This is a genomic window from Pseudomonas sp. SB113 (genome assembly GCF_040754745.1).
Lineage (GTDB): Bacteria > Pseudomonadota > Gammaproteobacteria > Pseudomonadales > Pseudomonadaceae > Aquipseudomonas > Aquipseudomonas grimontii.
On record NZ_JBFMHW010000016.1, the window covers coordinates 106,980 to 133,066 of the forward strand.

A 26,087-nucleotide genomic window follows, 5' to 3' on the forward strand; every position below is an offset into this window, starting at 1 on the left:
GTGCTGGATAACACGGTATCTACGGTGGTGGTTGAGTCAGTGGGATGTTTGCAAGGTCAGCACTTCAAAGCCATCCGCCGTCACCGCCACCGTATGCTCCCATTGCGCCGACAGGCTGTTGTCCTTGGTCACTACCGTCCAGCCATCTTTCAGGCTGCGCACCTTGGAGCTGCCCTGGTTGAGCATCGGTTCGATGGTAAACACCATGCCTTCGCGCAGTTCCAGCCCGGTGCCGGGCCGGCCGAAGTGGAGGATTTGCGGCTCTTCATGCATCTGCTTGCCGATGCCGTGGCCGCAGTATTCACGCACTACGCTGTAGCCATTGGCCTGTGCATGGCTCTGGATCGCATGGCCGATGTCACCCAGGCGCGCGCCGGGCTTGACCTGGCGGATTCCGGCCCACATCGCCTCAAAGGTCATGTCCACCAGGCGCCGCGCCTTGGGGGCGACGTTGCCGATCATGTACATCTTGCTGGAATCGGCGATAAAGCCGCCTTTTTCCAGGGTGATGTCGATGTTGATGATGTCGCCGTCCTTGAGGATCTCCTTGGCGCTGGGCATGCCATGGCACACCACCTCGTTGATCGAGGTGTTGATGGAGAAGGGGTAGTCGTATTGTCCGAGGCTGGCGGGGCGGGCCTGCAGATCCTTACGGATATAGGCTTCGACGGCGCTGTCCAGCTCCAGGGTGGAGCGGCCGGCGGCGACAAAACCATCGAGCATGTCGAACACCTGGGCCAGCAGGCGCCCGGATTCGCGCATCACAGCCAGTTGGGCGGCGGTCTTGATCATCAGCTGCGCCCCCGGATCAGGTCGGGCTTGTCCAGCAACAGTTTGTTGATCAACTCGTGGTAGGGCAGGCTGGGGTTCAATTCGGCGAGCAGGCCGACCTTGATCCAGAATTCGGCCTGGGCGTTGATGGAGCGGTCCATGGCCGCGCTGGCCAGACGGAGTTGTTCGTGCAGTTGGTCGCTGATCTTGACGATGCCCATGGTGTTCACTGTGAAGGGGTGGATATACAAAGCGTATATGGTTCGTATATCAATCGTAAACCCCCGTGCGCTAAATGGCGCATGGCCATTGACTTGCCCGGTCGCCTCCGGTTAATTTCGTGACATGACATTTCAAACCTTGCACAGTCAGCCAAGCATTATTACCGCCATTCCTCATATGGCGGGATAGCACACGGCTGCACCCAAACCCGCCTTAGAGGCGGGTTTTGTTTTTCCGTCTCCAGGGCCCTTCAAAAACCAGGAGACACCTATGAGCACGTGCCCCGTCCCTCACACCGCTGATACGGCATTGCTTGAACACTATGTGAAAAAGATCCTCGCCGCCCCGGTCTATGACCTGGCAGTGCGTACGCCCCTGCAAGCCGCGCCGGCGTTGTCGGCATTGCTGGGCAACCAGGTGCTGCTCAAGCGCGAAGACCTGCAACCGACCTTTTCCTTCAAGATTCGCGGCGCCTACAACAAACTGGTGCAGCTTACGGCCGAGCAGAAAGCCCGTGGTGTGGTGACGGCATCGGCGGGTAACCATGCGCAAGGCGTGGCACTGGCGGCGAAGGAGTTGGGGATCAAGGCGCGGATCGTGATGCCGTGCAGTACGCCGGAACTGAAGGTGCTGGGCGTACGCTCCCGAGGCGCCGAAGCGGTGCTGCACGGCGAGAGCTTCCCGTTTGCCCTGGCCCATGCGCTGCAACTGGCCGAGACATCCGGGTGCACGTTCGTTTCGCCCTTCGATGACCCGGATGTGATCGCCGGCCAAGGCACAGTGGCCATGGAGATCCTGCGCCAGCAACAGGGGCCGTTGGACGCGATCTTCGTGCCGGTGGGCGGCGGTGGCCTGATCGCCGGCATTGCCGCCTACGTCAAATACCTGCGGCCCGAGGTGCGCATCATCGGTGTCGAACCCGAAGGCTCCAGTTGCCTGCTCGCCGCACTACGGGTCGGGGAGCGGGTGGTGTTGCCGAGTGTCGACGGGTTTGCCGATGGCACCGCGGTCGCGCAGATCGGCGCCTATGGCTTTGAGATCTGCCGCGATTGGGTCGACGAAGTCATCACCGTCAGCAATGACGAATTGTGCAGCGCCATCAAGCTGATCTACGACGATACCCGCTCCATCACCGAGCCGTCCGGTGCGTTGGCGGTGGCGGGCATTCGCGCCTACGTCGCCCGTCACGGTCTGCGTGGGCAAACCTTGGTGGCGGTCAATTCCGGAGCGAATATCAACTTTGATAGTTTGCGACATGTTGCTGAAAGAGTCGCGGCGCAAGGCGCCGTTTAATCCGAAGTCCACGGTTAAACGTTTAATCGAAGTGGTTCGGCGATGATGCGCACGGAGCCAAATCCAGTTGAACCAAGTTATACAAAACCCTATGTCGCTTATGAGGAAAAGTTACAACGGGATCGGATTTTGCCGAGTACGCTTTGTGATTGTAAGCGTCTTCCAGGGTTGGCAAGACGTAGCAGGCACGCGCCTGCAGACCTACAACAATCGATTGGCAAGTCTCAAAAAAGGAGAGGTTGGCCATGCTTTCGGAATTAGAGCTTCGCAGCATTATCGAAGGAAGCTTCCTGCCCAAACGGTGTGAATGCACCAAAGCCGAAGATGCTTCGCTGACGATCAAGGTCTATGACGACCGCGACCGTGACCGGGTGGATTTGGAAGTCAAAGGTATAAACGCTGACAAACTCGACAGCAGTCGAGCTATTTGCAACCTGATTACCGGGTTGCGTGAAGACCTGAAACACACCCATGCACCTGCTCAGCAGAGAGCCGGAGCGCGGGGTTACTACTGATCGTTGGATATGAACGGTGGGCCTGGTAAATGCCAGGCCCAATGCGGTTCATGTTCGCCCATCAATTCTGGAAATCGCAGGCTTCGGACATTTTCCGGTAGCTCACGTCTTCCACTTTGCCCGCCTTGTCCAGGAACTTGATATCCGCCTTGATGACTTTGCAGTCGTTAGTGGGGGGTTCGTTCATGGCCAGGACCTTGGCAATGTTCATCGGCATGCCGTAATGATAAGGCACGGGTTTGGCCGCCTGTGTTTGATCGTCAGCCTGGGCCAGGCCCGACACTGCAGCCAGCGCCAGGGCGCCGCCGAGCATTAGGGTACGCAGTTTCATGGTGGTGCTCCGCAAGTGGGTACACCTTCACTCTCGACTTGCGGGATTAACCATCGATTAATGTTGCCCTGGCTGACAAAACCTTCATAAACGCTGGATTCAGCCCACTTGGTGGCGATAGGGCAGGTCCGGCCCGGTCTTGCCGCAGGTCAGGGCGGCGGCGCGGATGGCGAAGCCCAGCATGGCGTCGATCTGCGCGCGGGTGAGCTGTTGCAGGCCCGCCACCGAGTCCAGCTGTTGCTCGGTCAGCCAGGCAATCAACGCGGCCTGGAAGGTATCCCCGGCGCCGACGGTATCGGCCATCACCACCTTGAGTGCCGGAGCAGACCATGTGCCGTGCTGACGGCTGAACACACTGGCACCTTCGCCGCCACGGGTCAGGAACACCAGTTGGCAACGGTGTTGCAGCCAGCCCTGCAGCACGCTTTCCGGCGACTGGCCGGGGTAGAGCAGGTGCAGGTCTTCATCGCTGACCTTGATCAGGTCGGCATGCTTGACCAGTTCGGCGACGCGGTCACGCCACAGCTGGATGTTTGGCTGCGGGTTGAGGCGCACGTTGGGGTCGAGACTGATCAGGCGCTTGCCGCTTTCGCGCTTGACCAGCGCCAGCAGGGTGTCGCCAATCGGTTGCACCACCAGTGAGAACGAGCCGACATGCAGACCGCGCACCTCATCGCCGAGGACCGGCAAATGCGCGACTTCCAGCAGCCGGTCCGCACAGCCTTCACCGCGGAAGTTGTACTGCGGTGAGCCATCGGCGCCCACAGCGACCATCGACAGGGTGGTCGGCGCGGCGAATTCCACCAGGAACTGCTGGCTGACACCTTCATCTTTGAGCACCTGCAACAAGCGTCGGCCGAGGAAGTCGGTGGACAGGCCGCCGAACAACCCGGCCTCAATGCCCAGGCGGCGCAAACCCACCGCGACGTTGAACGGTGAGCCACCGGCAATCGCCTTGTAATTGACCTTGGAGGCCAGCCCGCTGGCATCTTCCTCGCTGAAAAAATCAAACAGCGCTTCACCACACACCAGATACATAGTCGTTCGCTCTTAAAGGGTTGCCACGTGCTGTTGATAGCGTTCGTAAGCCAGTTGATAGGCGCTGACACTGGCCGCCACCGGCAGGGTACGGCTGGCCGGGTCGACGCTCACGCATTTGTCGCACAGGCTGGCCAGGGATTCGCCGGACTGGCTCCACGCCGCCTGGATCGCCGCGCCCAGGGCGGCGGCTTCGCTTTGTTCGGTGCAGATCACTTCGGTGTTCATGATGTCGGCGACCATCTGCCGCCATACCGGGCTTTTCGAGCCGCCGCCGATCAGGCGGATACTCTGGCTTTGCAGGCCGGTGTGGCGCAGCAGATCGAGGCCGTAGCGCAGGCCGAAGGTGGTGCCTTCGACCACCGCGCGGCACAGGTTGGCACGGGTCAGGTTGGTCATGGTCAGCCCATGCAGGCTACCGGTGGCGTGGGGCAGGGCAGGCACGCGTTCGCCGTTGAGGAACGGCAGCATGCTGACGCCATCGGCGCCAATCGGGGCTTGCTCGACCAGCGCGTTGAAGGCGTTGAGGTCCAGTTCGAACAACTCGCGAATCACCCCGGTGGCGTTGGTCAGGTTCATCGTGCAGATCAACGGCAACCAGCCGCCGCTGGATGAGCAGAAAGTGGCGACCGACGCCTGCGGGCTTACGTTGGGCTGGTCGGCAAAGGCATACACGGTGCCGGACGAGCCCAGGCTCATGGTGATCACGCCGGGGGCGATATTGCCGGTGCCGATGGCGCCCATCATGTTGTCGCCGCCGCCGCTGGACACGATGGCATTGGGGTTGATGCCCAGGCGCTCGGCGATGGCCGGCAGGATGCTGCCGACGGTTTGATCGGCTTCGATCAACGCCGGCAGCGCAGCTTCGAGGCGGCCGCTGGGGTCTAGGTGCTTGAGCAGCGCCACATCCCAGGCGCGGGTGCGCACGTTGAAGTAACCGGTGCCCGAGGCATCGCCGTATTCGGCGACCGCGCGGCCGGTGAGCCAGTAGTTGAGGTAGTCGTGGGGCAGCAGGGCATGGGCGATGCGCGCGAAGATGTCCGGGTGCTGCTCGCGGGTCCACAGCAGCTTCGACACGGTGTAGCCCGGCGCAATCGCCACGCCCAGGCGTTCCAGCGAGCCACTCTCGCCGCCCAGGTAGGCCAGCAGGCGCTCGTTCTCCGGCGCGGTTTCGGTATCGCACCACAGCTTGGCCGGGCGCAGCACCTGGCCGCTGTCATCCAGCAACACCAGGCCATGCTGCTGGCCGGACACGCCGATGCCAAGGATGGCCTGGCCGTCCACGCCGGCCTGTTGCAAGGCGCGGTGGGTGGCTTCGGTAAAGGCATCCAGCCATTCCTGGGGGTGCTGCTCGCGACGGCCATTGGCGCCGCTGATCAGGGTGTGCGCGGCGGCGCCCAGGCCCAGCACCTTGCCGCTGGAGGTGTCGAGGACGATGGCCTTGGTGCCTTGGGTGCCGCAGTCGATGCCGAGGAACAGGTTTTGCTGGGTCATGATGGTGTGCTCAGCGGTGTTATTTTTTTTGGATTGGCAACCCGGTCCAGTGTGGGAGGGGGCTTGCCCCCGTTGGCAGTGCGTCAGTGAAAGGTATTTGACTGACACACCTTCATCGGGGGCAAGCCCCCTCCCACAGTTTTAAGCCGGTTTCTTCAGGAGGTTCTGTAGGGTAGTGGTGACGCCGTTATCCCGCAGGCTCCCATAGCACCGCTCGAACGCTGCCACAAACTCAGGCGAGTTGGGAATAGCCATCCCGAAAATCTCTTCCACCCCCAGCAACCGCTGGCTGATCAGCGCATCGTCACTCACCAGCCCCTGGCAGAACGCCGCGCGCGGATCCGGGATCTTGTAGCTCACCCCATTCTCATCCACGCCCTTCAAATACAGGGCCCACGCCGCGACGACCAGTGCCGCGCGCTCGGTCTCGCGGCCATCGGCAATCAGGCGATTGATGGTCGGCACGGTGAACTTGGGAAACTTCGACGAGCCATCCGAACACACCCGTTCCAACTGGTCGGCAATCGCCTGGTTGGAGAAGCGGTCCACCAGGGTCTGCTTGTAGTCGCTCAGGTTGATGCCCGGTACCGGCGCCAGGTGTGGGGTGACGTCGAGGTCCATGTAGGCGCGCATGTAGGCCACGAACAGCGGATCGTTCATGGTCTCGTGCACAAACCGATAGCCTTTGAGAAAGCCCAGGTACGTCAAGGCCAGGTGGCTGCCGTTGAGCAAGCCGATCTTCATTTCCTCATAGGGCGTCACGTCGTCGGTGAACTGCACGCCGACCTTTTCCCACGCCGGGCGGCCGTTGACGAATTTGTCTTCCAGCACCCACTGCACAAAGGGTTCGCAAACCACTGGCCAGGCATCGTCGATGCCGTGTTCGTCGTGCAGTTGCAGGCGGTGGGCGGTGCTGGTCATCGGTGTGATGCGGTCGACCATGGCGTTCGGGAAGCTCACATTGGCCTTGATCCAGTCATGCAGCTCGGCATTGTGCAGGGCGGCGAAGGCCAGCAGTGCCTTGCGCGTGACGGCGCCGTTGTGCGGCAGGTTATCGCAGGACATCACGGTAAACGCCGGGATGCCGGCCGCGCGGCGCTGGGTCAAGGCCGCACAGATAAAGCCGAACACGGTTTTCGGCGCGCTCGGGTGCGCCAGGTCATGCTGGATCTGCGGCAGGTGGGCCATGAACTCGCCGTTGCTGTCGTCGATGCAGTAGCCGCCTTCGGTGATGGTCAGCGAGACGATGCGAATCTCGGGGCTGGCCAGTTTATCGATCAGCGCCTGGGCGCCGTCTTCGGCCAGCAGCATGTCGCTGATCGAGCCGATCACGCGTACTTCGGTGTCGTCGGTGTCGCCCAGCTCATAGAGGGTGAACAGGTAGTCCTGGCCGGCCAGGTCGTCGCGGGCCTTGCGGTCTTCGGCACGCAGGCCGACGCCGCAGATGCTCCAGTCCAGGCCCTCGCCGGTATTCATCAGCGCATCGGTGTAGTACGCCTGGTGCGCACGGTGGAAGCCGCCGACGCCGATATGGGCGATACCCTGGGAGGTACTTGCAATGGCGTAGGCCGGCAGTTTGATTTCCGGCGCCAACTGGGTGAGGTTGTGTTTATTCAGTTTCATAACGTAATACTCGCGAAATCAGGCGGCAGCGCGCAGTGGGCGGGCCACGGCAACACCGTCGGTGTCGAACAGATGGCAGTGTGCCGGGTCCAGGTGCAGGTGCAGCGTCTCGCCATACTGGCTGGCCATGTCGCCGCGAATCCGCATGGTCAGCGGCTCGCCGTTCGAGGTGATGACGTGGCAGAAAGTGTCGCTGCCCAGGCGCTCGCCGACGTCGGCGGTGACGGTCAGGGTGGTTTGCCCAGGCGATGCGATTTCCAGGTGCTCTGGACGAATGCCCAGGGTCACCGCGCTGCCCACGCTCAAGCTGGCGCCGCTCAACGGCAGGCTGATCAGGGTGCCGGCGTCCAGTTGTACCTCACAGGCCTGGCCTTCGACACGGGTGACCTTGCCCTTGAGGAAGCCCATTTTCGGTGTACCGAGAAAGCCCGCCACAAACAGGTTGGCCGGCTGGTGGTAGAGCTCCAGCGGCGAGCCGACCTGCTCGATACGCCCGCTGTTCAACACGACCACCTTGTCGGCCAGGGTCATGGCTTCGACCTGGTCATGGGTCACGTAGATCATGGTTGCTTGCAGCTCTTTGTGCAGGCGCGCCAGTTCCAGGCGCATCTGGACGCGCAGGGCGGCGTCGAGGTTGGACAGCGGTTCGTCAAACAGGAAGATCTTCGGGTTGCGCACAATGGCGCGGCCAATCGCCACGCGCTGGCGCTGGCCACCGGAGAGTTGCTTGGGCTTGCGCTCCAGCAACGGCCCCAGTTCGAGGATGCGCGCCGCTTCGTTGACCTTGCTCTCCACCAGCTTCTTGTCGACGCCGGCCAGGTCCAGGGCAAACGACATGTTCTTGCGCACGCTCATGTGCGGGTACAGGGCGTAGGTCTGGAACACCATCGCCAGGTCGCGCTTGGCCGGGGTGACTTCGGTGATGTCGCGGCCATCCAGTTCGATGGTGCCTTCGCTCACCTCTTCGAGGCCGGCGATCAGGCGCAGCAGGGTGGATTTACCACAGCCCGAGGGGCCGACGAAGACCACGAATTCCTTGTCGTTCACTTCCAGGTCGATGCCCTTGATGATCGAGAAACCTTCGAAGCCTTTTTGCAGATTCTTGATTTTCAGGTTGGCCATGGGATGGGCCTCCACTTTGAAATTTTTATTGAAAGGCCGTTATTTCACGGCGCCGAAGGACAAACCGCGCACCAGCTGTTTCTGGCTGATCCAGCCAAAGATCAGGATCGGCGCGCAGGCCAGGGTCGAGACGGCAGACAATTTGGCCCAGAACAAGCCTTCGGGGCTGGAGTAAGAGGCGATCAGCGCGGTCAAGGGCGCGGCGTTGGATGAGGTCAGGTTCAACGACCAGAAGGCCTCGTTCCAGCACAGGATCAGCGACAGCAGCACCGTGGAGGCGAGGCCGCCCTTGGCGATCGGCAGCAGCACCCGGACCATTTCCTGCCACAGCGTGGCACCGTCCAGGCGCGCGGCCTCGAGGATGTCCTTGGGGATGTCCTTGAAGTAGGTGTAAACCATCCAGACCACGATCGGCAGGTTGATCAGGGTGTAGATGATGATCAGCGCGATGCGCGTGTCCAGCAGGCCAAAGCTCTTGGCCAGCAGGTAGATCGGCATCAGCACGCCCACCGGCGGCAGCATCTTGGTGGAGAGCATCCACAGCAACGTGCCCTTGGTGCGTTTGGTTTCATAGAACGCCATGGAGTAGGCCGCCGGCACCGAGATCAGCAGGCACAGGGCGGTGGCGCTGAATGAAATCAGCACCGAGTTCCACGCATAGCTGAAGTAGTTGCTGCGCTCGTTGATGTGCAGGTAGTTCTCCAGCGTCGGCGTGAAGATGAACTGCGGCGGCGTGGCGAACGCGTCGATTTCGGTCTTGAAGCTGGTCAGCACCATCCAGAAGATCGGGAAGAAGATCAGGATCGCAATGGCCCAGGCCAGGGTGCCGAGCAACAGGCTTTGCAGGCGGCGGGATTGTTGAAGCGTCATGGCGCGGCCCTCAAGGCTTGTCAGTCAGGTTTTTGCCGATCATCCGCACCAGGATGATCGCCGCGATATTGGCGATGACCACGGCAATCAAGCCGCCGGCCGAGGCCATGCCCACGTCGAACTGCACCAGCGCCTGGTTGTAGATCAGGTAGGCGAGGTTGGTCGACGCGTAGCCGGGGCCACCGTTGGTGGTGGTGAAGATTTCGGCGAACACCGAGAGCAGGAAGATCGTTTCGATCATCACCACCACGGCAATCGGGCGGGCCAGGTGGGGCAGGGTCAGGTGCCAGAAAATCGCGATGGCACCGGCACCGTCCAGGCGCGCGGCTTCCTTTTGTTCCTGGTCGAGGGACTGCATGGCGGTCATCAGCAGCAGGATCGCGAACGGCAGCCATTGCCACGACACAATGATGATGATCGACAGCAACGGATAGTGCGCCAGCCAGTCCACGGGCTCGGCGCCGAAGAACTTCCACACGGCCGCGAGAATCCCCGACACCGGGTGGAAAATCAGGTTCTTCCAGATCAGCGCACCGACGGTGGGCATGATGAAGAACGGCGAAATCAACAGTACCCGGACGATGCCACGCCCCAGGAACTCACTGGCCTCCAGCAGGGCACTGATCAACACGCCGAACACCACGCTGATCAGCAGCACACTGCCCACCAGCAACAAGGTATTGGTGGCGCCGGGCAGGAAGCCCGAGTCGGTGATGAAGTAGGTGAAGTTCTCCAGCCCCACGAATTGGTTCTCGCCGGGGTAGAGCAGGTTGTAGCGGATCAGCGAAAAGTACAGGGTCATGCCCAGCGGCACGATCATCCACAGCAGCAGCATGGCGACCGAAGGCGTGACGAGGAACCAGCCGGGGTTGGCCAGGCGGTTTTTGCGTGGTGTATTCATGATAATCAAGGCCATTGCGCAGCGAGGATCGGAGTGCGGTCAGTGTGGGAGGGGGCAAGCCCCTCCCACATTTGACTGTGGTGAGACCCGGGTTACTTGGGGTAACCCGCCCGCTTCATTTCACGCTCGGTGGTGGTCTGCGCGGCGGTCAGTGCAGCATCGACCGTTTGCTGGCCGGTCAGCGCCCCGGAGAAGAACTTGCCGACCTGGGTGCCAATTGCCTGGAACTCAGGAATGGTCACCAGCTGGATACCGATATACGGCACCGGCTTGAGGGTCGGTTTGGTCGGGTCGGCGACTTTCAGCGATTCCAGGGTCACCTTGGCGAACGGTGCAGCCTTCATGTACTCGTCGCTGTAGGTCGACTTGCGCGTACCTGGCGGGACGTTGGCTACGCCGTCGGTCTTGGCGACCAATGCGCCATATTCCTTGGAGGTGGCCCAACTGGTGAACACCTTGGCGGCGTCCTTGGCCTTGGAGCTGGTCGGGATCGCCAGGCTCCAGGAGTACAGCCACGACGTGCCTTTGTCGGTTTTTTCGTGCGGGGCAAAGGTGAAACCGACATGGTCAGCCACTTTGCTTTGGGTCTTGTCGGTGACGAACGAGCCAGCGACGCTGGCATCCACCCAGATCGCGCACTTGCCACTGTTGAACAGCGCCAGGTTCTCGTTGAAACCGTTGCTGGAAGCACCCGGCGGGCCGGATTTCTTCATGTTGTCGACGTAGAAGTTCAGCGCGTCCTTCCACTCGGGGCCGTTGAATTCAGGCTGCCATTTTTCATCGAACCAGCGTGCGCCGTAGCCGTTGGCCAGGGTGGTGATCAGCGCCATGTTCTCGCCCCAGCCGGCTTTGCCACGCAGGCACAGGCCGTATTGCTCTTTGCTCTTGTCGGTGAGTTTGGCCGCGAATTCGCCGATCTGGCTCCAGGTCGGGTGCTCGGGCATGCTCAGCCCGGCGTTCTTGAACAGGTCGGTGCGGTAATAGGTGATCGAGCTTTCAGCGTAGAACGGCAGGGCGTACAGCGAGCCTTTGACGGACAGACCGTCACGCACGGAAGGGAATACATCGTCGAGGTCGTAGGACGCCGGCAGGTCCTTCATCGGTTCCAGCCAACCCTTGGCGCCCCAGAGTGCAGCTTCGTACATGCCGATGGTCAACACATCGAACTGCCCGCCTTGGGTGGCGATGTCGGTGGTCAGGCGTTGGCGCAGCACGTTTTCTTCGAGCACCACCCAGTTCAGCTTGATCTCCGGATGCTCGGCCTCGAAGGTTTTCGAGAGCTTCTGCATGCGGATCATGTCGCTGTTGTTGACGGTGGCAATGGTCAGGGTTTGCGCGCCAAAGCTGACGGCGCTGAGGGTCATGCATGCAGTCATGCAAGAACAGGCAAGCAGGGTTTTTGCTGTGAACTTCATCGCGCACTCCATTTCCGCGCCCATGGGGCTACAGAAGGACAGTTATTGTTGTTGTGTCTTCCTACGAGCAGCCAGGAAGAGTGTGCGTTGATTACAGCCTTCAAACGGGGCCGTGACAAATCCTTGGGAACACTTGGACTGATACTTTTTTGCACTCGATGATTTTTCCCACGCTCTGCGTGGGAAAGATCACCAAAAGCGCATGCCGTGACGGTGTGAGCACCGTCGTCATGGCGTCAATCTGTATTCAGGAGACCACTTCGCCCAGTATTTCCATCCCTAGTGACTCGGGCGTGTCCGTCGCGGTGACGGGGCCCATGACTTCAATCTGATGGATTCGCAGAGACTGGCCATTATCTGTTTCGAAGTCTATCCAGAACTTTCCAGCGGCATCAGCTTTCGCATTTCTTACCCAATACGTACTCATTTGCGTGGTGACCATCTCGCTGGTGGAGTAATACGTGCCTCCAGAATGCGTGGCTTTTAGCGTGCTGCCAGGTAATCGGACACGACAATAGAGGATTACGGTCAGATTGCTGTGAGGGGGCAACGTCTCCGTGAACGCTCTGCTTGCCTTCTGGACAAACCAGGCTGTCCTTCCACTCACGTCGTCATCAATGATGGAACCTCCCCCTGTCCAGCCATATCTATCTCCGTCATGACCAAATGCGACGCGATGGTTGATGATGAATCTGTGTTCACGTGCTTGTTCTGTGGTTTGGCTCATTTTTCGATCCTCGATTTAAATGAACACCACTCTCCAGGAATGATGTGCTCGCTCATTTAAGGAGGGGAAAATCCATGGCGATACTGTCAGAAATACCAGTTCCGACCGCCGGGCTTCACACCAGTGCTCGGTTGCACCGTCAGGTTCAAGCCAGGTTCTGTTCGGTCAGCCGCTGTACCGCCAGGCGCCGGTAGTGGGAAGGGGTCATGCCTTTAAGCTGCTGAAAGCGCCGGTTGAAGTTGGAGATATTGTTGAAACCCGACTCGAAGCACACATCCGTCACGGCCTTGTCGCCATCGGCCAGCAGTTCACAGGATTTGCTGATCCGCAGCCGATTGACGAACTCGATAAACGTGCGGCCGGTGGCCTGCTTGAATACCCGGGAAAAATACGTTGGCTTCATGCCCAGGTGTTCCGCCACTTCTTCCAACGGCAACTCCCGCGCGTAGTGGGCGAAGATGTAATCCACCGCGCGGTTGGTGCGGTCGATGCTGTGTTCATCGGCCAGTTGTGGCGTGGTCACGCCGGACAGCAGTTGGTAGTCCTCACAGGTACTCAATACTTCCAGCAAGATAAAGAAGTGACCCAGGCGCGCCATGCCCTGGGCGTCTTCGATGCGTTGCATCAGGGTCATGGCCTGGGCGATGGTCTTTTTGCAGCGGAACTCGATGCCGTACTGCGCCCGTTCCAGCAGCGGTGCCAGGCTCTTGAGTTCAGCGAAAATATGGCTGCCGCCGTCAAACAGCTCATCGGTGAAATTCACCAGCATGTCGCGCTTGGGCACCACTTCGTCTTCCTCCACCTGGCTGATCCAGTTGTGGGGGAGGTTGGGGCCGGTGAGGAACAGGCTTTCCGGGTAGAAATTACCGATGTAGTCGCCGATAAACACCTTGCCCGAGCTGGCGACGATCAGGTGCAGCTCGTATTCCTTGTGGAAATGCCAGCGCACCAGCGGGCAGGGGAAGCCATGCTGGCGATAGATGATGGACAGACCGTTGTGATCGTCCATCAGCTCGTAGGAAGGGTCGGTGATGCGCGTTGCTCGGGTCATGCTGCCGTCGCTTTATTATTGGTTGCCCGCCGAATAATGCCCCCTTGTGCGCGGCGCTGCCAGCCTCGGTGTTTATACGCTGCGGTTTTTCGCCTCGATCCACTGGGACATGTACTGCGTACTTTTATGCGCATGGTGGCGCAGCATGCTGCCGGTGAAGTTGCTGCGGCGATGGGCGGCGAGGTGGCTGCGGCAGTGTTGCAGGCACTCCAGCAACGCGGGCCCGTGAATATTGCGGTCATAGCGACGCGCAATCAGTTGGCGCCCATCTTCCTGCGCCTGGGTCCAGCGTTCGCGATCCTGATAGAGCGCCACGGCCGCCGCGGCCAGGGTTTCGGCGCATTGCTCGATGGCGCCGGGCCATGGCCGCTCATCGCCCATGGCCTCCGCGCCGATGGGGGTGGTGATATTGGGGGTGCCGCACAGCATCCCATCCGCCAGCTTACCCTTGATGCCCGCACCGAAGCGCAGCGGCGCCAGGCAGATACGCGCCGCCGTCATCACTTGCAGCGCGTCTTCGGCCCAGTTCATCACATGGAAACCCTGGGCAGGGTTGTGCAGGGCGGTGGCCTTGGGCGGGGTATAGGCGCCATAGATATGCAGCTGGGCGCCCGGTAATTGCCGGCGAATCAACGGCCAGAGGCTGTTCTTCATCCACAGCACGGCGTCCCAGTTCGGCGCGTGGCGGAAGTTGCCGATGCTGAGGAAGTGCGCACGCTCCTCGAACGGTACGAAGGCGTCGGTTGGCGGCGTCATCATCAACGGGCACCAGTGGAGCAGGGCGGCCGGCACCTTGAACTGTTCGGTGAGCAGACGGATTTCCACGTCGGAGATCATCAAGCTGATGTCGCAGCGGTAAATCGCGGCGATTTCACGCTTGGCCAGGTCGGTGTCGGCCATCAGTTGGAATTCTTCCTCCAGGGCCGGGGCGAACAGCGCAGTGAAGTTGTCGCTGCCCGGATGGGCCTTGAGGTGCTCCTTGAGGCGCTGATGGCGGGCGTCGCGCAGGCTTTGCAGGTCGGAGGTTTCCAGGACGCGCAGGGCGTCGGGGCAGCACTTCTCCACGCGCCAGCCAAACTGTTCTTCCATCATGAAACGGTCGAAAAGCACGATGTCCGGGGCCAGGTCGCGAATAAAATCGTCGAAACTGCTGTTATTGAGCTCAATCGCGCATTCGGCGATGCCCAGCGCAAGCAGGTCGGCCTTGTGCTCGCCCAGCGCTGCGGGGCTGCTGAAGGTAATGTCCCAATCTTGCGTAAGAAAAGTTTCCAGGATCTGCATCATATGCCCGCCCGCGGCCGAGGAACGGGGCTCCGGCCAGACATAACCAATGACCAGGACTTTGGTGGCGGGCTGATTCATCAACAACGGGTTCCTTGGAGGGCAGGCGCAAAGCGCGCAATTAAACCACAACCGCGTGGCATGACAATTTGTGTCTGGCGGTAGGTAGCCACGGCACTTTGTGGTTAACTTCGGCCTCTCGAATGCGTTTAACCAAAACCCAGCATAAGGATTCTGTTCATGGCTCAAGTCACCCTTCGTGGTAACCCTGTCCAGGTTGAAGGCGAATTGCCGCAAGTCGGCTCTGAAGCTGCAGACTTCACCCTGACCGCCGGCGATCTGTCGGATGCAACCCTGGCTACCTTTGCCGGCAAGCGCAAAGTGCTGAATATCTTCCCAAGCGTCGACACCCCGACCTGCGCGACGTCGGTACGCAAGTTCAACGCCCAGGCCAACGAGCTGAACAACACTGTCGTGTTGTGCATTTCCTCGGACCTGCCGTTTGCCCAAGCGCGCTTCTGCGGTTCTGAAGGCCTGGAAAACGTGAAGAGCCTGTCGGATTTTCGCAGCGCCGCGTTCTCCCAGGACTATGGCGTGGACATCGTTGATGGCCCGCTGCGCAGCCTCACCGCCCGCGCCGTCGTGGTACTGGATGAAAACAACAAAGTGCTGCACAGCGAACTGGTTCCGGAAATCGGCCAAGAGCCGAACTACGAAGCTGCCCTGGCAGTTTTGAAGTAACTGTTGCGGCGCATTACTGTCATTTGGCAGTAGCGCGCTTGATACATGATTGCGGCCTGGCCTAGTCCAGGCCGTTTTCATTTGCGCTTCAGATGCTTAGGGAAATATCCGACAGACTAAGCCGCAGAAGTTAAAAGTTGTAAGCCCAAGGTAAATAGCCGGTAAAGGCGCTTTTCTTAACGCGCTCCAGTGCTTATCTTTCAGCCTCCCGAAGAAGAAGCTCTCGCGCCCAATGGTTGATCACTCCATGCAATCCTCCCCCCGCAACTCCCGCCGCTGGCTGTTCGGCCTGCTCGTGCTGCTGGTTATCGCCGGCCTGTGCTGGAAATTCTGGCCAAGCGGCGCTGCCCACAAAGACGCGCCGGCCGGGCACACCGGCAAAACCGGCATGGCGCGCCCGGGCTTCGGCGGGTCCACCGGCCCGGTGCCGGTGCGCGTGGCACCGGCGGTGCAGGGGGAGTTCCCGGTGTACTACAAGGCCCTGGGCACGGTCACCGCGCTCAATACCATCAATGTGCGCAGCCGGGTGGGCGGCGAGCTGGTCAAGATCGCCTTTGAAGAAGGGCAGATGGTCAAGGCCGGTGACCTGCTGGCCGAGATCGACCCGCGCAGCTACCAGAACGCCTTGCTCCAGGCCCAGGGCACGTTGATGCAGAACCAGGCCCAGCTGAAAAACGCCCAGGTCGACGTTGAGCGTTATCGTGGCCTCTACGCCCAGGACAGTATCGCCAAGCAGACCCTGGACACCGCCGAAGCGCTGGTCTTGCAATACCAGGGCACAGTCAAGACCAACCAGGGCGCGGTGGACGACGCCAAGCTCAACCTCGAGTTCACCAAGATCCGCGCGCCTATCAGCGGTCGCGTCGGCTTGCGCCAGGTCGACGTGGGCAACCTGGTCGCCGCCAACGACACCACCTTCCTCGCGGTGATCACCCAGACCCAGCCGATCAGCGTGGCCTTCACCCTGCCGGAAAACACCCTCGAAACCGTGCTCGCGCGTTATCGCGCCGGCAACAAGCTGCCCGTGGAAGCCTGGGACCGTGGCGACGCGAAACAGCAGGCCACCGGCGTGCTGCAAAGCCTGGATAACCAGATCGACGTCACCACCGGCACCCTGAAATTCAAGGCGCGTTTCGATAACAAGGACCAGGCGCTGTTCCCCAACCAGTTCGTCAACGTGCATTTGCTTGCCGACACCTTGCACAACGTGGTGCTGGCGCCGTCCGCCGCGATTCAGTTCGGCAACACCGGCACCTTTGTCTACAAGCTCGATGGCGACAAGAAGGTCAAGGTCCAGCCGCTGGTGGTGGGTGACACCGATGGCGAGAACACCGTGATCAAGGAAGGCCTGGTCGCCGGCGACCGCGTGGTATTGGAAGGCACTGACCGCCTGAAGGAAGGCAGCGAGATCGAAGTCGTCAACGACAGCAGCGAAGTCCCGACTACGCCAACTGAACACCTGCAGGGCAAGCCTGCGGCTAAAGGGGAGACCGGCGCCAACCCCGGCAAGGCGCAAAAGGTCGGTTCATGAACCTGTCGCGGCTGTTTATCCTTCGCCCGGTCGCCACCACGCTGAGCATGCTGGCCATTGTCCTGGCCGGCATCATCGCGTATCGCTTGCTGCCGGTATCGGCCTTGCCCCAGGTGGACTACCCGACGATTCGGGTCATGACCCTGTACCCCGGCGCCAGCCCCGATGTGATGACCAGCGCGGTCACCGCGCCGCTTGAACGCCAGTTCGGGCAAATGCCCGGCCTGACCCAGATGGCGTCCACCAGCTCCGGCGGCGCCTCGGTGCTCACCCTGCGTTTCAACCTCGACATCAATATGGATGTCGCCGAGCAACAGGTGCAGGCCGCGATCAACGCCGCCACCAACCTGCTGCCCAAGGATTTGCCGGCGCCGCCGGTGTACAACAAGGTCAACCCGGCGGATACCCCGGTGCTGACCCTGGCCATTACCTCCAAGACCATGCTGCTGCCCAAGCTCAACGACCTGGTCGACACGCGCATGGCGCAGAAGATCGCGCAGATCAGCGGCGTCGGTATGGTCAGCATCGCCGGTGGTCAGCGCCAGGCCGTGCGCATCAAGGTCAACCCCGAAGCCCTGGCGGCCAACGGCTTGAACCTGTCCGACGTGCGCACCCTGATCGCCGCGTCCAACGTCAACCAGCCCAAGGGCAACTTCGACGGCCCCACGCGGGTGTCGATGCTCGATGCCAACGACCAGTTGGTGTCGCCCCAGCAATACGCCGAGCTGATCCTGGCCTACAACAATGGCGCGCCTTTGCGCCTTAAAGATGTGGCACAGATCGTCGATGGCGCCGAAAACGAACGCCTTGCCGCCTGGGCCAATGAAAACCAGGCCGTGCTCCTTAATATCCAGCGCCAGCCGGGCGCCAACGTGATTGAGGTGGTCGACCGGATCAAGGCACTGCTGCCGAGCATCACCGACAACCTGCCGGCCGGTCTCGACGTGACGGTCCTCACCGACCGCACCCAGACCATCCGCGCCTCGGTCACCGATGTGCAGCATGAATTGCTGATCGCCATCGCCCTGGTGGTGATGGTGACGTTCCTGTTCCTGCGTCGGGTCAGCGCGACGATCATTCCGTCGATTGCCGTGCCGCTGTCGCTGGTGGGCACCTTTGGGGTGATGTACCTGGCCGGGTTCTCCATCAACAACCTGACGCTGATGGCCCTGACCATCGCCACCGGGTTTGTGGTGGACGATGCGATCGTGATGCTGGAGAACATCTCGCGCTATATCGAGGAAGGCGAGACGCCGCTGGCCGCAGCGCTCAAGGGCGCCAAGCAGATCGGCTTCACCCTCATTTCCCTGACGCTGTCGCTGATCGCGGTCTTGATCCCGCTGCTGTTCATGGCTGACGTGGTCGGGCGGCTGTTCCGCGAATTTGCCATCACCCTGGCGGTGGCGATCCTGATTTCCCTGGTGGTGTCCCTGACGCTCACGCCGATGATGTGCGCGCGTTTGCTCAAGCGCGAACCCAAGGAAGAAGAACAGAGCCGTTTCTACAAGGCCAGCGGCGCCTGGATCGACTGGCTGATCGAGGCCTACGGGCGCAAGTTGCAATGGGTGCTCAAGCACCAGTCGCTGACCCTGTTGGTGGCCATCGCCACCCTGGGCCTTACGGTGGTGCTGTACCTGGTGGTGCCCAAGGGCTTCTTCCCGGTGCAGGACACCGGGGTGATCCAGGGGATCTCCGAGGCGCCGCAGTCGATTTCATTCGCAGCCATGAGCCAGCGCCAGCAGGCGCTGGCGAAGATCATCCTGACCGACCCGGCGGTGGAAAGCCTGTCGTCCTATATCGGTGTGGATGGTGATAACGCCACCCTCAACAGCGGCCGTTTGCTGATCAACCTCAAGCCCCACGGCCAGCGCGACTTGAGCGCGGCCCAGGTGATCACCCGCCTGCAACCGCAAATCGACAAGCTGGTGGGCATCCGCCTGTTCATGCAGCCGGTGCAGGACCTGACCATCGAAGACCGTGTCAGCCGCACCCAGTACCAGTTCAGCATGTCCTCGCCGGATGCCGAGTTGTTGGCCCTGTGGAGCGGCAAGCTGGTGCACGCACTGAGCCAGATGCCGGAACTCACCGATGTCGCCAGCGACCTGCAGGACAAAGGCCTGCAGGTGTACCTGGTGATCGACCGCGATGCGGCCTCGCGCCTGGGCGTCAGTGTGTCGACCATCACCGATGCCCTGTATGACGCATTCGGCCAGCGGCAGATTTCCACCATCTACACCCAGGCCAGCCAGTACCGCGTGGTCTTGCAGGCCCAGTCGGGAGAAACCCTGGGCCCGGCGGCGCTGAACCAGATCCATGTGAAAACCACTGACGGCGGGCAGGTGCGCTTGTCCAGCCTGGCCCATGTGGAACAGCGCCAGGCGCAGTTGGCGATTGCGCATATCGGCCAGTTCCCGGCGGTGATGATGTCGTTCAACCTGGCCCCTGGCGTTGCGCTTGGCAAAGGCGTGGAGCTGATCAACCAGGCGCAGAAGGACATTGGCATGCCGGTGGGCGTGCAGACCCAGTTCCAGGGCGCGGCGCAGGCGTTCGAAGCATCGCTGTCGAGCACCTTGCTGCTGATCCTGGCGGCGGTGGTCACCATGTACATCGTGCTGGGTGTGCTCTACGAGAGCTACATCCACCCGATTACCATTCTGTCGACCTTGCCGTCGGCAGCGGTAGGGGCCTTGCTGGCCTTGCTGCTCAGTGGCAACGACCTGGGCATGATCGCGATCATCGGCATCATCCTGCTGATCGGTATCGTGAAAAAGAACGCGATCATGATGATCGACTTCGCCCTCGACGCCGAACGCAATCAGGGCCTGGACCCGCAGACTGCCATCTACCAGGCGGCGCTGTTGCGCTTCCGGCCGATCCTGATGACCACCCTGGCCGCGCTGTTCGGTGCAGTGCCGTTGATGCTGGCCACCGGCTCCGGCGCTGAATTGCGCCAGCCCCTGGGCCTGGTGATGGTCGGCGGCTTGCTGGTGAGCCAGGTGTTGACGCTGTTCACCACGCCGGTGATCTACCTGTACTTCGATCGCCTCGGCCGCCGCTGGCGCAAAGAGCCGCAAAGCCTGGAGCCGGTTGAGTCATGAACCTGTCCGGACCTTTCATCCGCCGGCCGGTAGCGACCATGCTGCTGAGCCTGGCGATCATGTTGCTGGGCGGTGTCAGCTTCAATCTGCTGCCAGTGTCGCCGCTGCCGCAGATCGACTTCCCGGTGATCGTGGTATCGGCCAGCTTGCCCGGCGCCAGCCCCGAGGTGATGGCGTCCACGGTGGCCACGCCGCTGGAGCGTTCCTTCGGCGCGATTGCCGGCATCACCACCATGAGCAGTTCGTCGAGCCAGGGCTCCACGCGGGTGATCCTGGCGTTCGACTCCGACCGTGATATCAACGGTGCCGCGCGGGAAGTGCAGGCAGCGATCAACGCTTCGCGCAACCTGCTGCCCAGCGGCATGCGCAGCATGCCCACTTACAAGAAGATCAACCCGTCCCAGGCGCCGATCATGGTGCTGTCGCTGACCTCGGACGTGTTGCAGAAGGGCCAGTTGTACGACCTTGCCTCGACTATCCTCTCCCAAAGCCTGTCCCAGGTACCGGGCGTGGGCGAGGTGCAGATCGGCGGCAGTTCCCTGCCGGCGGTGCGTATCGAGTTGGAGCCCAAGGCTCTCGACCAGTACGGCGTGGCCCTGGACGACGTGCGCAACACCATTGCCAATGCCAACCAGCGCCGGCCCAAAGGCTCGCTGGAAGACAGTGAGCGCAACTGGCAGATCCAGGCCAACGACCAGTTGGAAAAAGCCAAGGACTACGAACCGCTGCTGATTCGCTACCAGGATGGCGCGGCCCTGCGCCTGAAAGACGTGGCGAAGATCAGCGACGGCGTCGAAGACCGCTACAACAGTGGCTTCTTCAACAATGATTCGGCGGTGCTGCTGGTGATCAATCGCCAGTCCGGCGCCAACATCATCGAGACCGTGAGGCAGATCAAGGCACAATTGCCGGCGTTGCAGGCGGTGTTGCCATCCAGCGTCAAGCTCAGCCTGGCCATGGACCGCTCGCCGGTAATCACCGCCACTTTGCACGAAGCCGAGATGACGTTGTTGATCGCGGTGGGGCTGGTGATCCTGGTGGTGTACCTGTTCCTGGGTAACTTCCGTGCCTCGCTGATCCCCACATTGGCCGTGCCGGTGTCGTTGGTGGGCACCTTCGCGGTCATGTACCTGTACGGTTTCTCGCTGAACAACTTTTCGTTGATGGCGCTGATCCTGGCCACCGGCCTGGTGGTGGACGACGCCATCGTGGTGCTGGAGAACATTTCCCGGCATATCGACGAAGGCGTGCCGCCGATGAAGGCGGCTTACCTGGGGGCCGAGGAAGTCGGCTTTACCTTGCTCTCGATGAACGTGTCGCTGGTGGCGGTGTTCCTCTCCATCCTGTTCATGGGCGGGATCGTCACCAACCTGTTCCGTGAGTTTTCCATCACCTTGTCGGCGGCGATCATCGTGTCGCTGATCGTGTCGCTGACGTTGACGCCGATGCTCTGCGCTCGATGGCTCAAGCCCCACGTCAAAGGCCGGATGACCGGCCTGCAACGCTGGAGCCAGAAGATCAACGACCGCATGGTCGCCGGCTACGCCACCAGCCTGGATTGGGTGCTGCGCCACCGCCGCCTGACCTTGCTCAGCCTGTTGCTGACCATTGGTATGAATGTGGCGCTGTACGTAGTGGTACCGAAAACCTTTATGCCGCAACAGGACACCGGCCAATTGATCGGCTTTGTTCGCGGGGATGACGGCCTGTCGTTCAGCGTCATGCAGCCGAAGATGGAAATCTTCCGCAAGGCCGTGCTCAACGACCCGGCGGTGCTCAGCGTGGCCGGCTTTATCGGTGGCAACAACGGTACCAACAACGCGGTGATGCTGGTCCGCCTCAAGCCCATCAGTGAACGCAAGGTTTCCGCCCAGGCGGTGATCGAGCGCCTGCGCAAGGATGTACCGCTGGTGCCGGGCGGGCGCCTGTTCCTGATGGCTGACCAGGACCTGCAATTCGGCGGCAGTCGTGACCAGACCAGCGCGCAGTATTCCTACATCCTGCAAAGCGGTGACCTGGCCGCGCTCCGCCTGTGGTACCCGAAAGTCGTGGCTGCCTTGCGCGAGCTGCCGGAACTGACCGCCATCGACGCCCGCGAAGGCCGGGGCGCGGCCCAGGTCACGCTGATTGTCGACCGTGACCAGGCCAAGCGCCTGGGCATCGATATGGACATGGTCACTGCAGTACTCAACAACGCCTACAGCCAGCGGCAGATTTCCACCATCTACGACAGCCTCAACCAGTACCAGGTGGTGATGGAGGTCAACCCCAAATACGCCCAGGACCCCATCACCCTCAACCAGATGCAGGTGATCACTTCCGACGGCGCGCGGGTGCCGTTGTCGACCATTGCCCATTACGAGAACAGCCTGGAAGACGACCGTGTCAGCCATGAAGGCCAGTTCGCTTCGGAAAACATCGCGTTTGACATGGCGCCCGGGGTCACGGTGGAGCAGGGCACGGTCGCCATCGAGCGGGCGATTGCCAAGGTCGGCCTGCCGGAAGATGTGATCGCCAAGATGGCCGGCACCGCCGATGCCTTCGCGGCCACGCAGAAGGGCCAGCCGTTCATGATCCTCGGCGCGCTGGTGGCGGTGTACCTGGTGTTGGGCATTCTGTATGAGAGCTATATTCATCCGTTGACGATTCTTTCGACCCTGCCGTCGGCCGGTGTCGGCGCCATGCTCGCGATCTATTTGACGGGGGGCGAGTTCAGCCTGATCTCCTTGCTGGGGCTGTTCCTGCTGATCGGCGTGGTGAAGAAGAACGCGATCCTGATGATCGACCTGGCCCTGCAACTGGAACGCAACGCCGGCATGGCCCCGCTGGAATCGATTCGCAGCGCCTGCCTGTTGCGTCTGCGGCCGATCCTGATGACGACGCTGGCGGCGATCCTTGGCGCCTTGCCGTTGCTGCTCGGCGCCGGCGATGGCGCGGAAATGCGCCGTCCCCTGGGCCTGACCATCATTGGTGGCCTGATCTTCAGCCAGGTCCTGACCCTCTACACCACCCCGGTGGTTTACCTCTATCTCGACCGCGCGCGCCACCGCTTCAACGCCTGGCGCGGCGTGCGTACCGACGCTGCCCTGGACACTGCGCTATGACCGATTCAACCTTTGCCAAATTGGCCATGACCCGTGGTTCCCGTGTTGCGAGCCTGGTGCTTTGCGGCGCACTGCTCAGCGCCTGCGCCGTCGGGCCCGACTACCACCGCCCCGACGTCATCGAACCCGCGCAATTCAAGGAAGCCCAGGGCTGGCGCCAGGCCACCCCCAGCGACTCGCTGGCTCGTGGCGCCTGGTGGGAGTTGTACGGCGACCGCCAGCTCAATGACCTGGTGCTGCGCCTGAACAGCTCCAACCAGACCGTGGCCCAGGCCGAAGCGCGCTTTCGCCAGGCCCAGGCCCTGGTGCGCAGTTCGCGCGGGGCGTTTTACCCCACCGTCGACCTGAGCGCCGGGAAAACCCGCGCCAGCCAGGGTACCGGCAGCAGCAACGCGAGCCTCAGCAGTTCCAGCAGCGGGATCCGCGACACCCTCAATGCGCAGCTCGGCGTGAGTTGGGAGGCGGACATCTGGGGTAAGTTGCGCCGTGGCCTGGAGGCCAACGAGGCCAGCGCCGAAGCCAGCTCGGCGGACTTGGCCGCAATGCGCCTGAGCCAACAGTCGGAACTGGTGCAAAGCTACCTGCAACTGCGGGTCATGGACGAGCAGACCCGCTTGCTGCAAGCGACCCTGGAGACCTACCAGCGCTCCCTGCAAATGACCGAGAACCAATACCGTGCCGGTGTCTCCGGCAAGGACGCGGTGGCCCAGGCGCAAACCCAGCTCAAGACCACCCAGGCCAGCCTGATCGACCTGATCTGGCAGCGCGCCCAGCTGGAAAACGCCATCGCCGTGTTGATCGGTGAAGCGCCGGCCAACTTCAACCTGGCGGTGAGCAAGGACATCCCGGCACTGCCGCAGATTCCGGTGAGCCTGCCGTCGCAACTGCTCGAGCGTCGCCCCGACATCGCTTCGGCCGAACGTTCGGTGATCGCCGCCAACGCCAATATCGGCGTGGCGAAGGCCGCCTACTACCCGGACCTGAGCCTGAGCCTCGCCGGCGGCTATTCCAGCAGCACCTATGCGGACTGGATCAGCTTGCCGAACCGCTTCTGGTCGGTAGGGCCGAAACTCGCCATGACCCTGTTCGACGGCGGCCAGCGCTCGGCGGAAGTCGACCGCACCGTGGCGTCCTACGACGAAACCGTGGCCAAGTACCGCCAGACTGTGCTCGACGGCTTCCGTGAAGTGGAAAACTACATGGTGCAGCTCAAGGTGCTGGAAGACGAGGCGGTGGTCAGCAATGAAGCGCTGGACGCGGCGCGTGAATCGCTGCGCCTGACTCAGAACCAGTACAAGGCCGGGCTCATTGCCTATCTGGACGTGGTCACCGTACAAGCGACCGCCCTGAGTAATGAGCGCACCGTGCTGACCTTGCTGCAAACGCGGTTGGTGGCCAGCGTGCAACTGATCGCCGCACTGGGCGGTGGCTGGGATGGGCAGACGCCGATTGCCGAGAAGGATTGATTACACGTCAAATGGGGGCCTTGACCTGGCTGAGGGCCCTGAGCTTGCGCCGACGCTTGACCCGCAACATGCCGGTGTAGCGGCGGTGGTTTTTTGAGTTGAGGACCAGGACATAGATCAAGGCCGAGATGAGCGTGGATAGGTTGAGCAGTGTAGGTGGGTGACTGGCGAGATAACCGGTCGCCAATAGAATATTCACGATTGCCACGAGCATGAGTACTCGGGGCGCATAACGAAACCCTTGGCATAGCATTATTTGCCCAACGTTAAAAACTAGGCAAAGCGTCATGCCGGTCGCAAAAGCATATTCATTGGGCAAGTGATGGATTTCTGCGTAGTACGCCAGGCTAAGTGACATGTTGGCGGCGATATTGTTGAGACTAAGCAATAGAGCACCGCCGAACGACGGCAAGAATCGATAGGCGTAACGGCGCCATATTCGATACTCGCGCAGACGCTCGGTGTAATCAGTCATGGCTGTCGAACTCCTCATACAGGGCAATAATCATGTGGCTGATATTCCCTGACAGCGCGCTGCCAGTAACCGAGAGGGTCGCTCCGATTTGATCTTTGATTTGAGTGAGGATGTCCTGGCGTAATTGTAGATTGCTATACCGTTTGGGTAACTCCCCGGCCAGCTGTTTCAGCCGGACGATTTCGAATGGATGGCGGGGATTTTTAAGCCGCAGGATTTCGTCCGTTAACGTTGCCCGTTCCTGACGGCTCATGGACCGCAGGATGTCCGTCATGTGGCGCCCCGTCGAACGCCGTATGGCCAACACTGATTTGACCGCAGCGAAGCTGCTGGAGCCTGCTCCCACAAGTGAGATGCCGTCTAAGGCAAGCGTCGTTGCCTGATACCACCTTAACGTGTCGTAGTGATCATTCAGGGCTGGATTGATTAGCTCGTTTCGGGTCCTCCATAAACTGTTCAAACACTGTGCCCCACTGGCCGCTGTCCCGACAAAAGCGATGTAGGTCAATACGAGGCTCGCACCTAGGGTAAATGGCGCTGCCGCAATACCCGTTTTCGCCACGATGTAGCTAATCACAGCTCCGCCGCAGGAAATTGCCATCCCCGATGCCTCCTTCCATAGCTGTGATTCACGCGGGGAATTTGCCGCCAGTTCTGCATATTCGTCGGCAGTCTTAATAGGCCCGGCCGCCTCGCGCAAAATCACCCGTTTGGGCTTGATACTGCACAGCGGCACAAACTCTCGTAACACTGTTACCTGATAGTCGCTGCCGATATGCACCACTCCAGCACCAACGATGCCGGGGTCGGCGTCGATGGTTCGATAGAGTTCGGGCAGGTCCAACAGACTCATGAGTCGTTGACGGGTGGTGGAGTGTGCATCCGGCACACCGCTACGCAGGAAATCGCTTGGCATCCTTTCACCGGTGAGTCGATAGAGGTGAAAGAGCCTGGGGAATAGTTCCCGGTTTTTATGTCAGGCCGTTCGCTATGTTTTGTAGGATCATGCCTGCCAGTT

The 26,087-nt window shown here is 61.2% G+C and carries 22 protein-coding genes; 7 read left to right on the forward strand and 15 right to left on the reverse strand.

Going from position 1 to position 26,087, the window contains the following annotated elements:
* Positions 1-36 precede the first annotated feature (36 nt).
* Complete coding sequence (gene map, locus AB1462_RS20770) at positions 37-792, reverse strand: type I methionyl aminopeptidase (protein WP_367247818.1); 756 nt, start codon at positions 790-792, stop codon at positions 37-39.
* Positions 792-992 (reverse strand): ParD-like family protein, encoded by a 201-nt coding sequence (locus AB1462_RS20775; protein WP_027606410.1) that lies wholly within the window; start codon positions 990-992, stop codon positions 792-794. The genes map and AB1462_RS20775 overlap by 1 nt, the downstream gene beginning before the upstream one ends.
* Before the next feature lie 271 nt (positions 993-1,263).
* On the opposite strand from AB1462_RS20775, the gene ilvA reads away from it, so the two are divergent.
* Together ilvA and AB1462_RS20785 are read left to right on the forward strand one after the other, a co-directional pair.
* Entirely contained in the window at positions 1,264-2,286 is a 1,023-nt protein-coding gene (gene ilvA / locus AB1462_RS20780) for a threonine ammonia-lyase, biosynthetic (RefSeq protein ID WP_367247820.1), read from the forward strand.
* 245 nt (positions 2,287-2,531) lie between these two features.
* Complete coding sequence (locus AB1462_RS20785; protein ID WP_090405126.1) at positions 2,532-2,801, forward strand: DUF1652 domain-containing protein; 270 nt, start codon at positions 2,532-2,534, stop codon at positions 2,799-2,801.
* A 61-nt stretch (positions 2,802-2,862) separates the two neighbouring features.
* Here the strand turns inward: AB1462_RS20785 and AB1462_RS20790 are convergent, their stop codons facing one another.
* From AB1462_RS20790 to AB1462_RS20840, 11 genes are all read right to left on the reverse strand, one after another.
* Positions 2,863-3,132 (reverse strand): DUF2790 domain-containing protein, encoded by a 270-nt coding sequence (locus tag AB1462_RS20790; protein ID WP_090405123.1) that lies wholly within the window; start codon positions 3,130-3,132, stop codon positions 2,863-2,865.
* Between the two features lie 99 nt (positions 3,133-3,231).
* Positions 3,232-4,170: a carbohydrate kinase gene (locus AB1462_RS20795; protein ID WP_090405121.1), complete on the reverse strand. Its 939-nt coding sequence runs from the start codon at positions 4,168-4,170 to the stop codon at positions 3,232-3,234.
* Between the two features lie 12 nt (positions 4,171-4,182).
* Positions 4,183-5,664, reverse strand: a complete 1,482-nt coding sequence (xylB, locus tag AB1462_RS20800) for a xylulokinase (protein WP_367247822.1) — start codon at positions 5,662-5,664, stop codon at positions 4,183-4,185.
* Between the two features lie 141 nt (positions 5,665-5,805).
* Complete coding sequence (locus tag AB1462_RS20805; RefSeq protein ID WP_367247823.1) at positions 5,806-7,287, reverse strand: mannitol dehydrogenase family protein; 1,482 nt, start codon at positions 7,285-7,287, stop codon at positions 5,806-5,808.
* Between the two features lie 18 nt (positions 7,288-7,305).
* On the reverse strand, positions 7,306-8,409 hold the full coding sequence (locus AB1462_RS20810; protein WP_259193782.1) for an ABC transporter ATP-binding protein: 1,104 nt from the start codon (positions 8,407-8,409) through the stop codon (positions 7,306-7,308).
* A 39-nt stretch (positions 8,410-8,448) separates the two neighbouring features.
* The gene (locus AB1462_RS20815; protein ID WP_032886872.1) at positions 8,449-9,279 is read right to left on the reverse strand and encodes a carbohydrate ABC transporter permease; all 831 of its coding nucleotides are present in this window, start codon (positions 9,277-9,279) and stop codon (positions 8,449-8,451) included.
* Between the two features lie 10 nt (positions 9,280-9,289).
* Positions 9,290-10,180, reverse strand: a complete 891-nt coding sequence (locus AB1462_RS20820) for a carbohydrate ABC transporter permease (RefSeq protein ID WP_090410023.1) — start codon at positions 10,178-10,180, stop codon at positions 9,290-9,292.
* A gap of 92 nt (positions 10,181-10,272) precedes the next feature.
* Entirely contained in the window at positions 10,273-11,595 is a 1,323-nt protein-coding gene (locus AB1462_RS20825) for a sugar ABC transporter substrate-binding protein (protein ID WP_090405111.1), read from the reverse strand.
* A 247-nt stretch (positions 11,596-11,842) separates the two neighbouring features.
* Positions 11,843-12,322, reverse strand: a complete 480-nt coding sequence (locus tag AB1462_RS20830; protein WP_367247824.1) for a hypothetical protein — start codon at positions 12,320-12,322, stop codon at positions 11,843-11,845.
* A gap of 145 nt (positions 12,323-12,467) precedes the next feature.
* Positions 12,468-13,373: an AraC family transcriptional regulator gene (locus tag AB1462_RS20835; RefSeq protein WP_090405105.1), complete on the reverse strand. Its 906-nt coding sequence runs from the start codon at positions 13,371-13,373 to the stop codon at positions 12,468-12,470.
* Between the two features lie 72 nt (positions 13,374-13,445).
* On the reverse strand, positions 13,446-14,735 hold the full coding sequence (locus tag AB1462_RS20840; protein ID WP_367247825.1) for a glycosyltransferase: 1,290 nt from the start codon (positions 14,733-14,735) through the stop codon (positions 13,446-13,448).
* A gap of 159 nt (positions 14,736-14,894) precedes the next feature.
* Between AB1462_RS20840 and tpx the strand changes: the two genes are divergently transcribed.
* The 5 genes from tpx (at position 14,895) to AB1462_RS20865 (ending at position 24,594) form a co-directional block, all read left to right on the forward strand.
* Positions 14,895-15,395 carry a thiol peroxidase gene (tpx, locus tag AB1462_RS20845; RefSeq protein WP_090405097.1) on the forward strand — a complete coding sequence of 167 codons (501 nt, stop codon included), beginning with the start codon at positions 14,895-14,897 and terminating at the stop codon, positions 15,393-15,395.
* A 232-nt stretch (positions 15,396-15,627) separates the two neighbouring features.
* A complete protein-coding gene (locus AB1462_RS20850; RefSeq protein WP_367247826.1) occupies positions 15,628-16,926 on the forward strand; it encodes an MdtA/MuxA family multidrug efflux RND transporter periplasmic adaptor subunit in 1,299 nt (432 codons plus the stop codon).
* Positions 16,923-20,024 carry an MdtB/MuxB family multidrug efflux RND transporter permease subunit gene (locus AB1462_RS20855; RefSeq protein WP_367247827.1) on the forward strand — a complete coding sequence of 1,034 codons (3,102 nt, stop codon included), beginning with the start codon at positions 16,923-16,925 and terminating at the stop codon, positions 20,022-20,024. Before AB1462_RS20850 ends, AB1462_RS20855 begins: the two co-directional genes overlap by 4 nt.
* Positions 20,021-23,128 carry an efflux RND transporter permease subunit gene (locus tag AB1462_RS20860; protein WP_090405085.1) on the forward strand — a complete coding sequence of 1,036 codons (3,108 nt, stop codon included), beginning with the start codon at positions 20,021-20,023 and terminating at the stop codon, positions 23,126-23,128. The genes AB1462_RS20855 and AB1462_RS20860 overlap by 4 nt, the downstream gene beginning before the upstream one ends.
* Positions 23,125-24,594 carry an efflux transporter outer membrane subunit gene (locus AB1462_RS20865; RefSeq protein ID WP_367247828.1) on the forward strand — a complete coding sequence of 490 codons (1,470 nt, stop codon included), beginning with the start codon at positions 23,125-23,127 and terminating at the stop codon, positions 24,592-24,594. The genes AB1462_RS20860 and AB1462_RS20865 overlap by 4 nt, the downstream gene beginning before the upstream one ends.
* Positions 24,595-24,601: 7 nt before the next feature.
* Here AB1462_RS20865 and AB1462_RS20870 read toward each other — a convergent pair whose 3' ends face one another.
* Positions 24,602-25,069 carry a hypothetical protein gene (locus AB1462_RS20870; protein ID WP_090405080.1) on the reverse strand — a complete coding sequence of 156 codons (468 nt, stop codon included), beginning with the start codon at positions 25,067-25,069 and terminating at the stop codon, positions 24,602-24,604.
* On the reverse strand, positions 25,062-25,985 hold the full coding sequence (locus AB1462_RS20875) for an NAD synthetase (protein ID WP_090405077.1): 924 nt from the start codon (positions 25,983-25,985) through the stop codon (positions 25,062-25,064). Before AB1462_RS20875 ends, AB1462_RS20870 begins: the two co-directional genes overlap by 8 nt.
* Positions 25,986-26,087 lie beyond the last annotated feature (102 nt).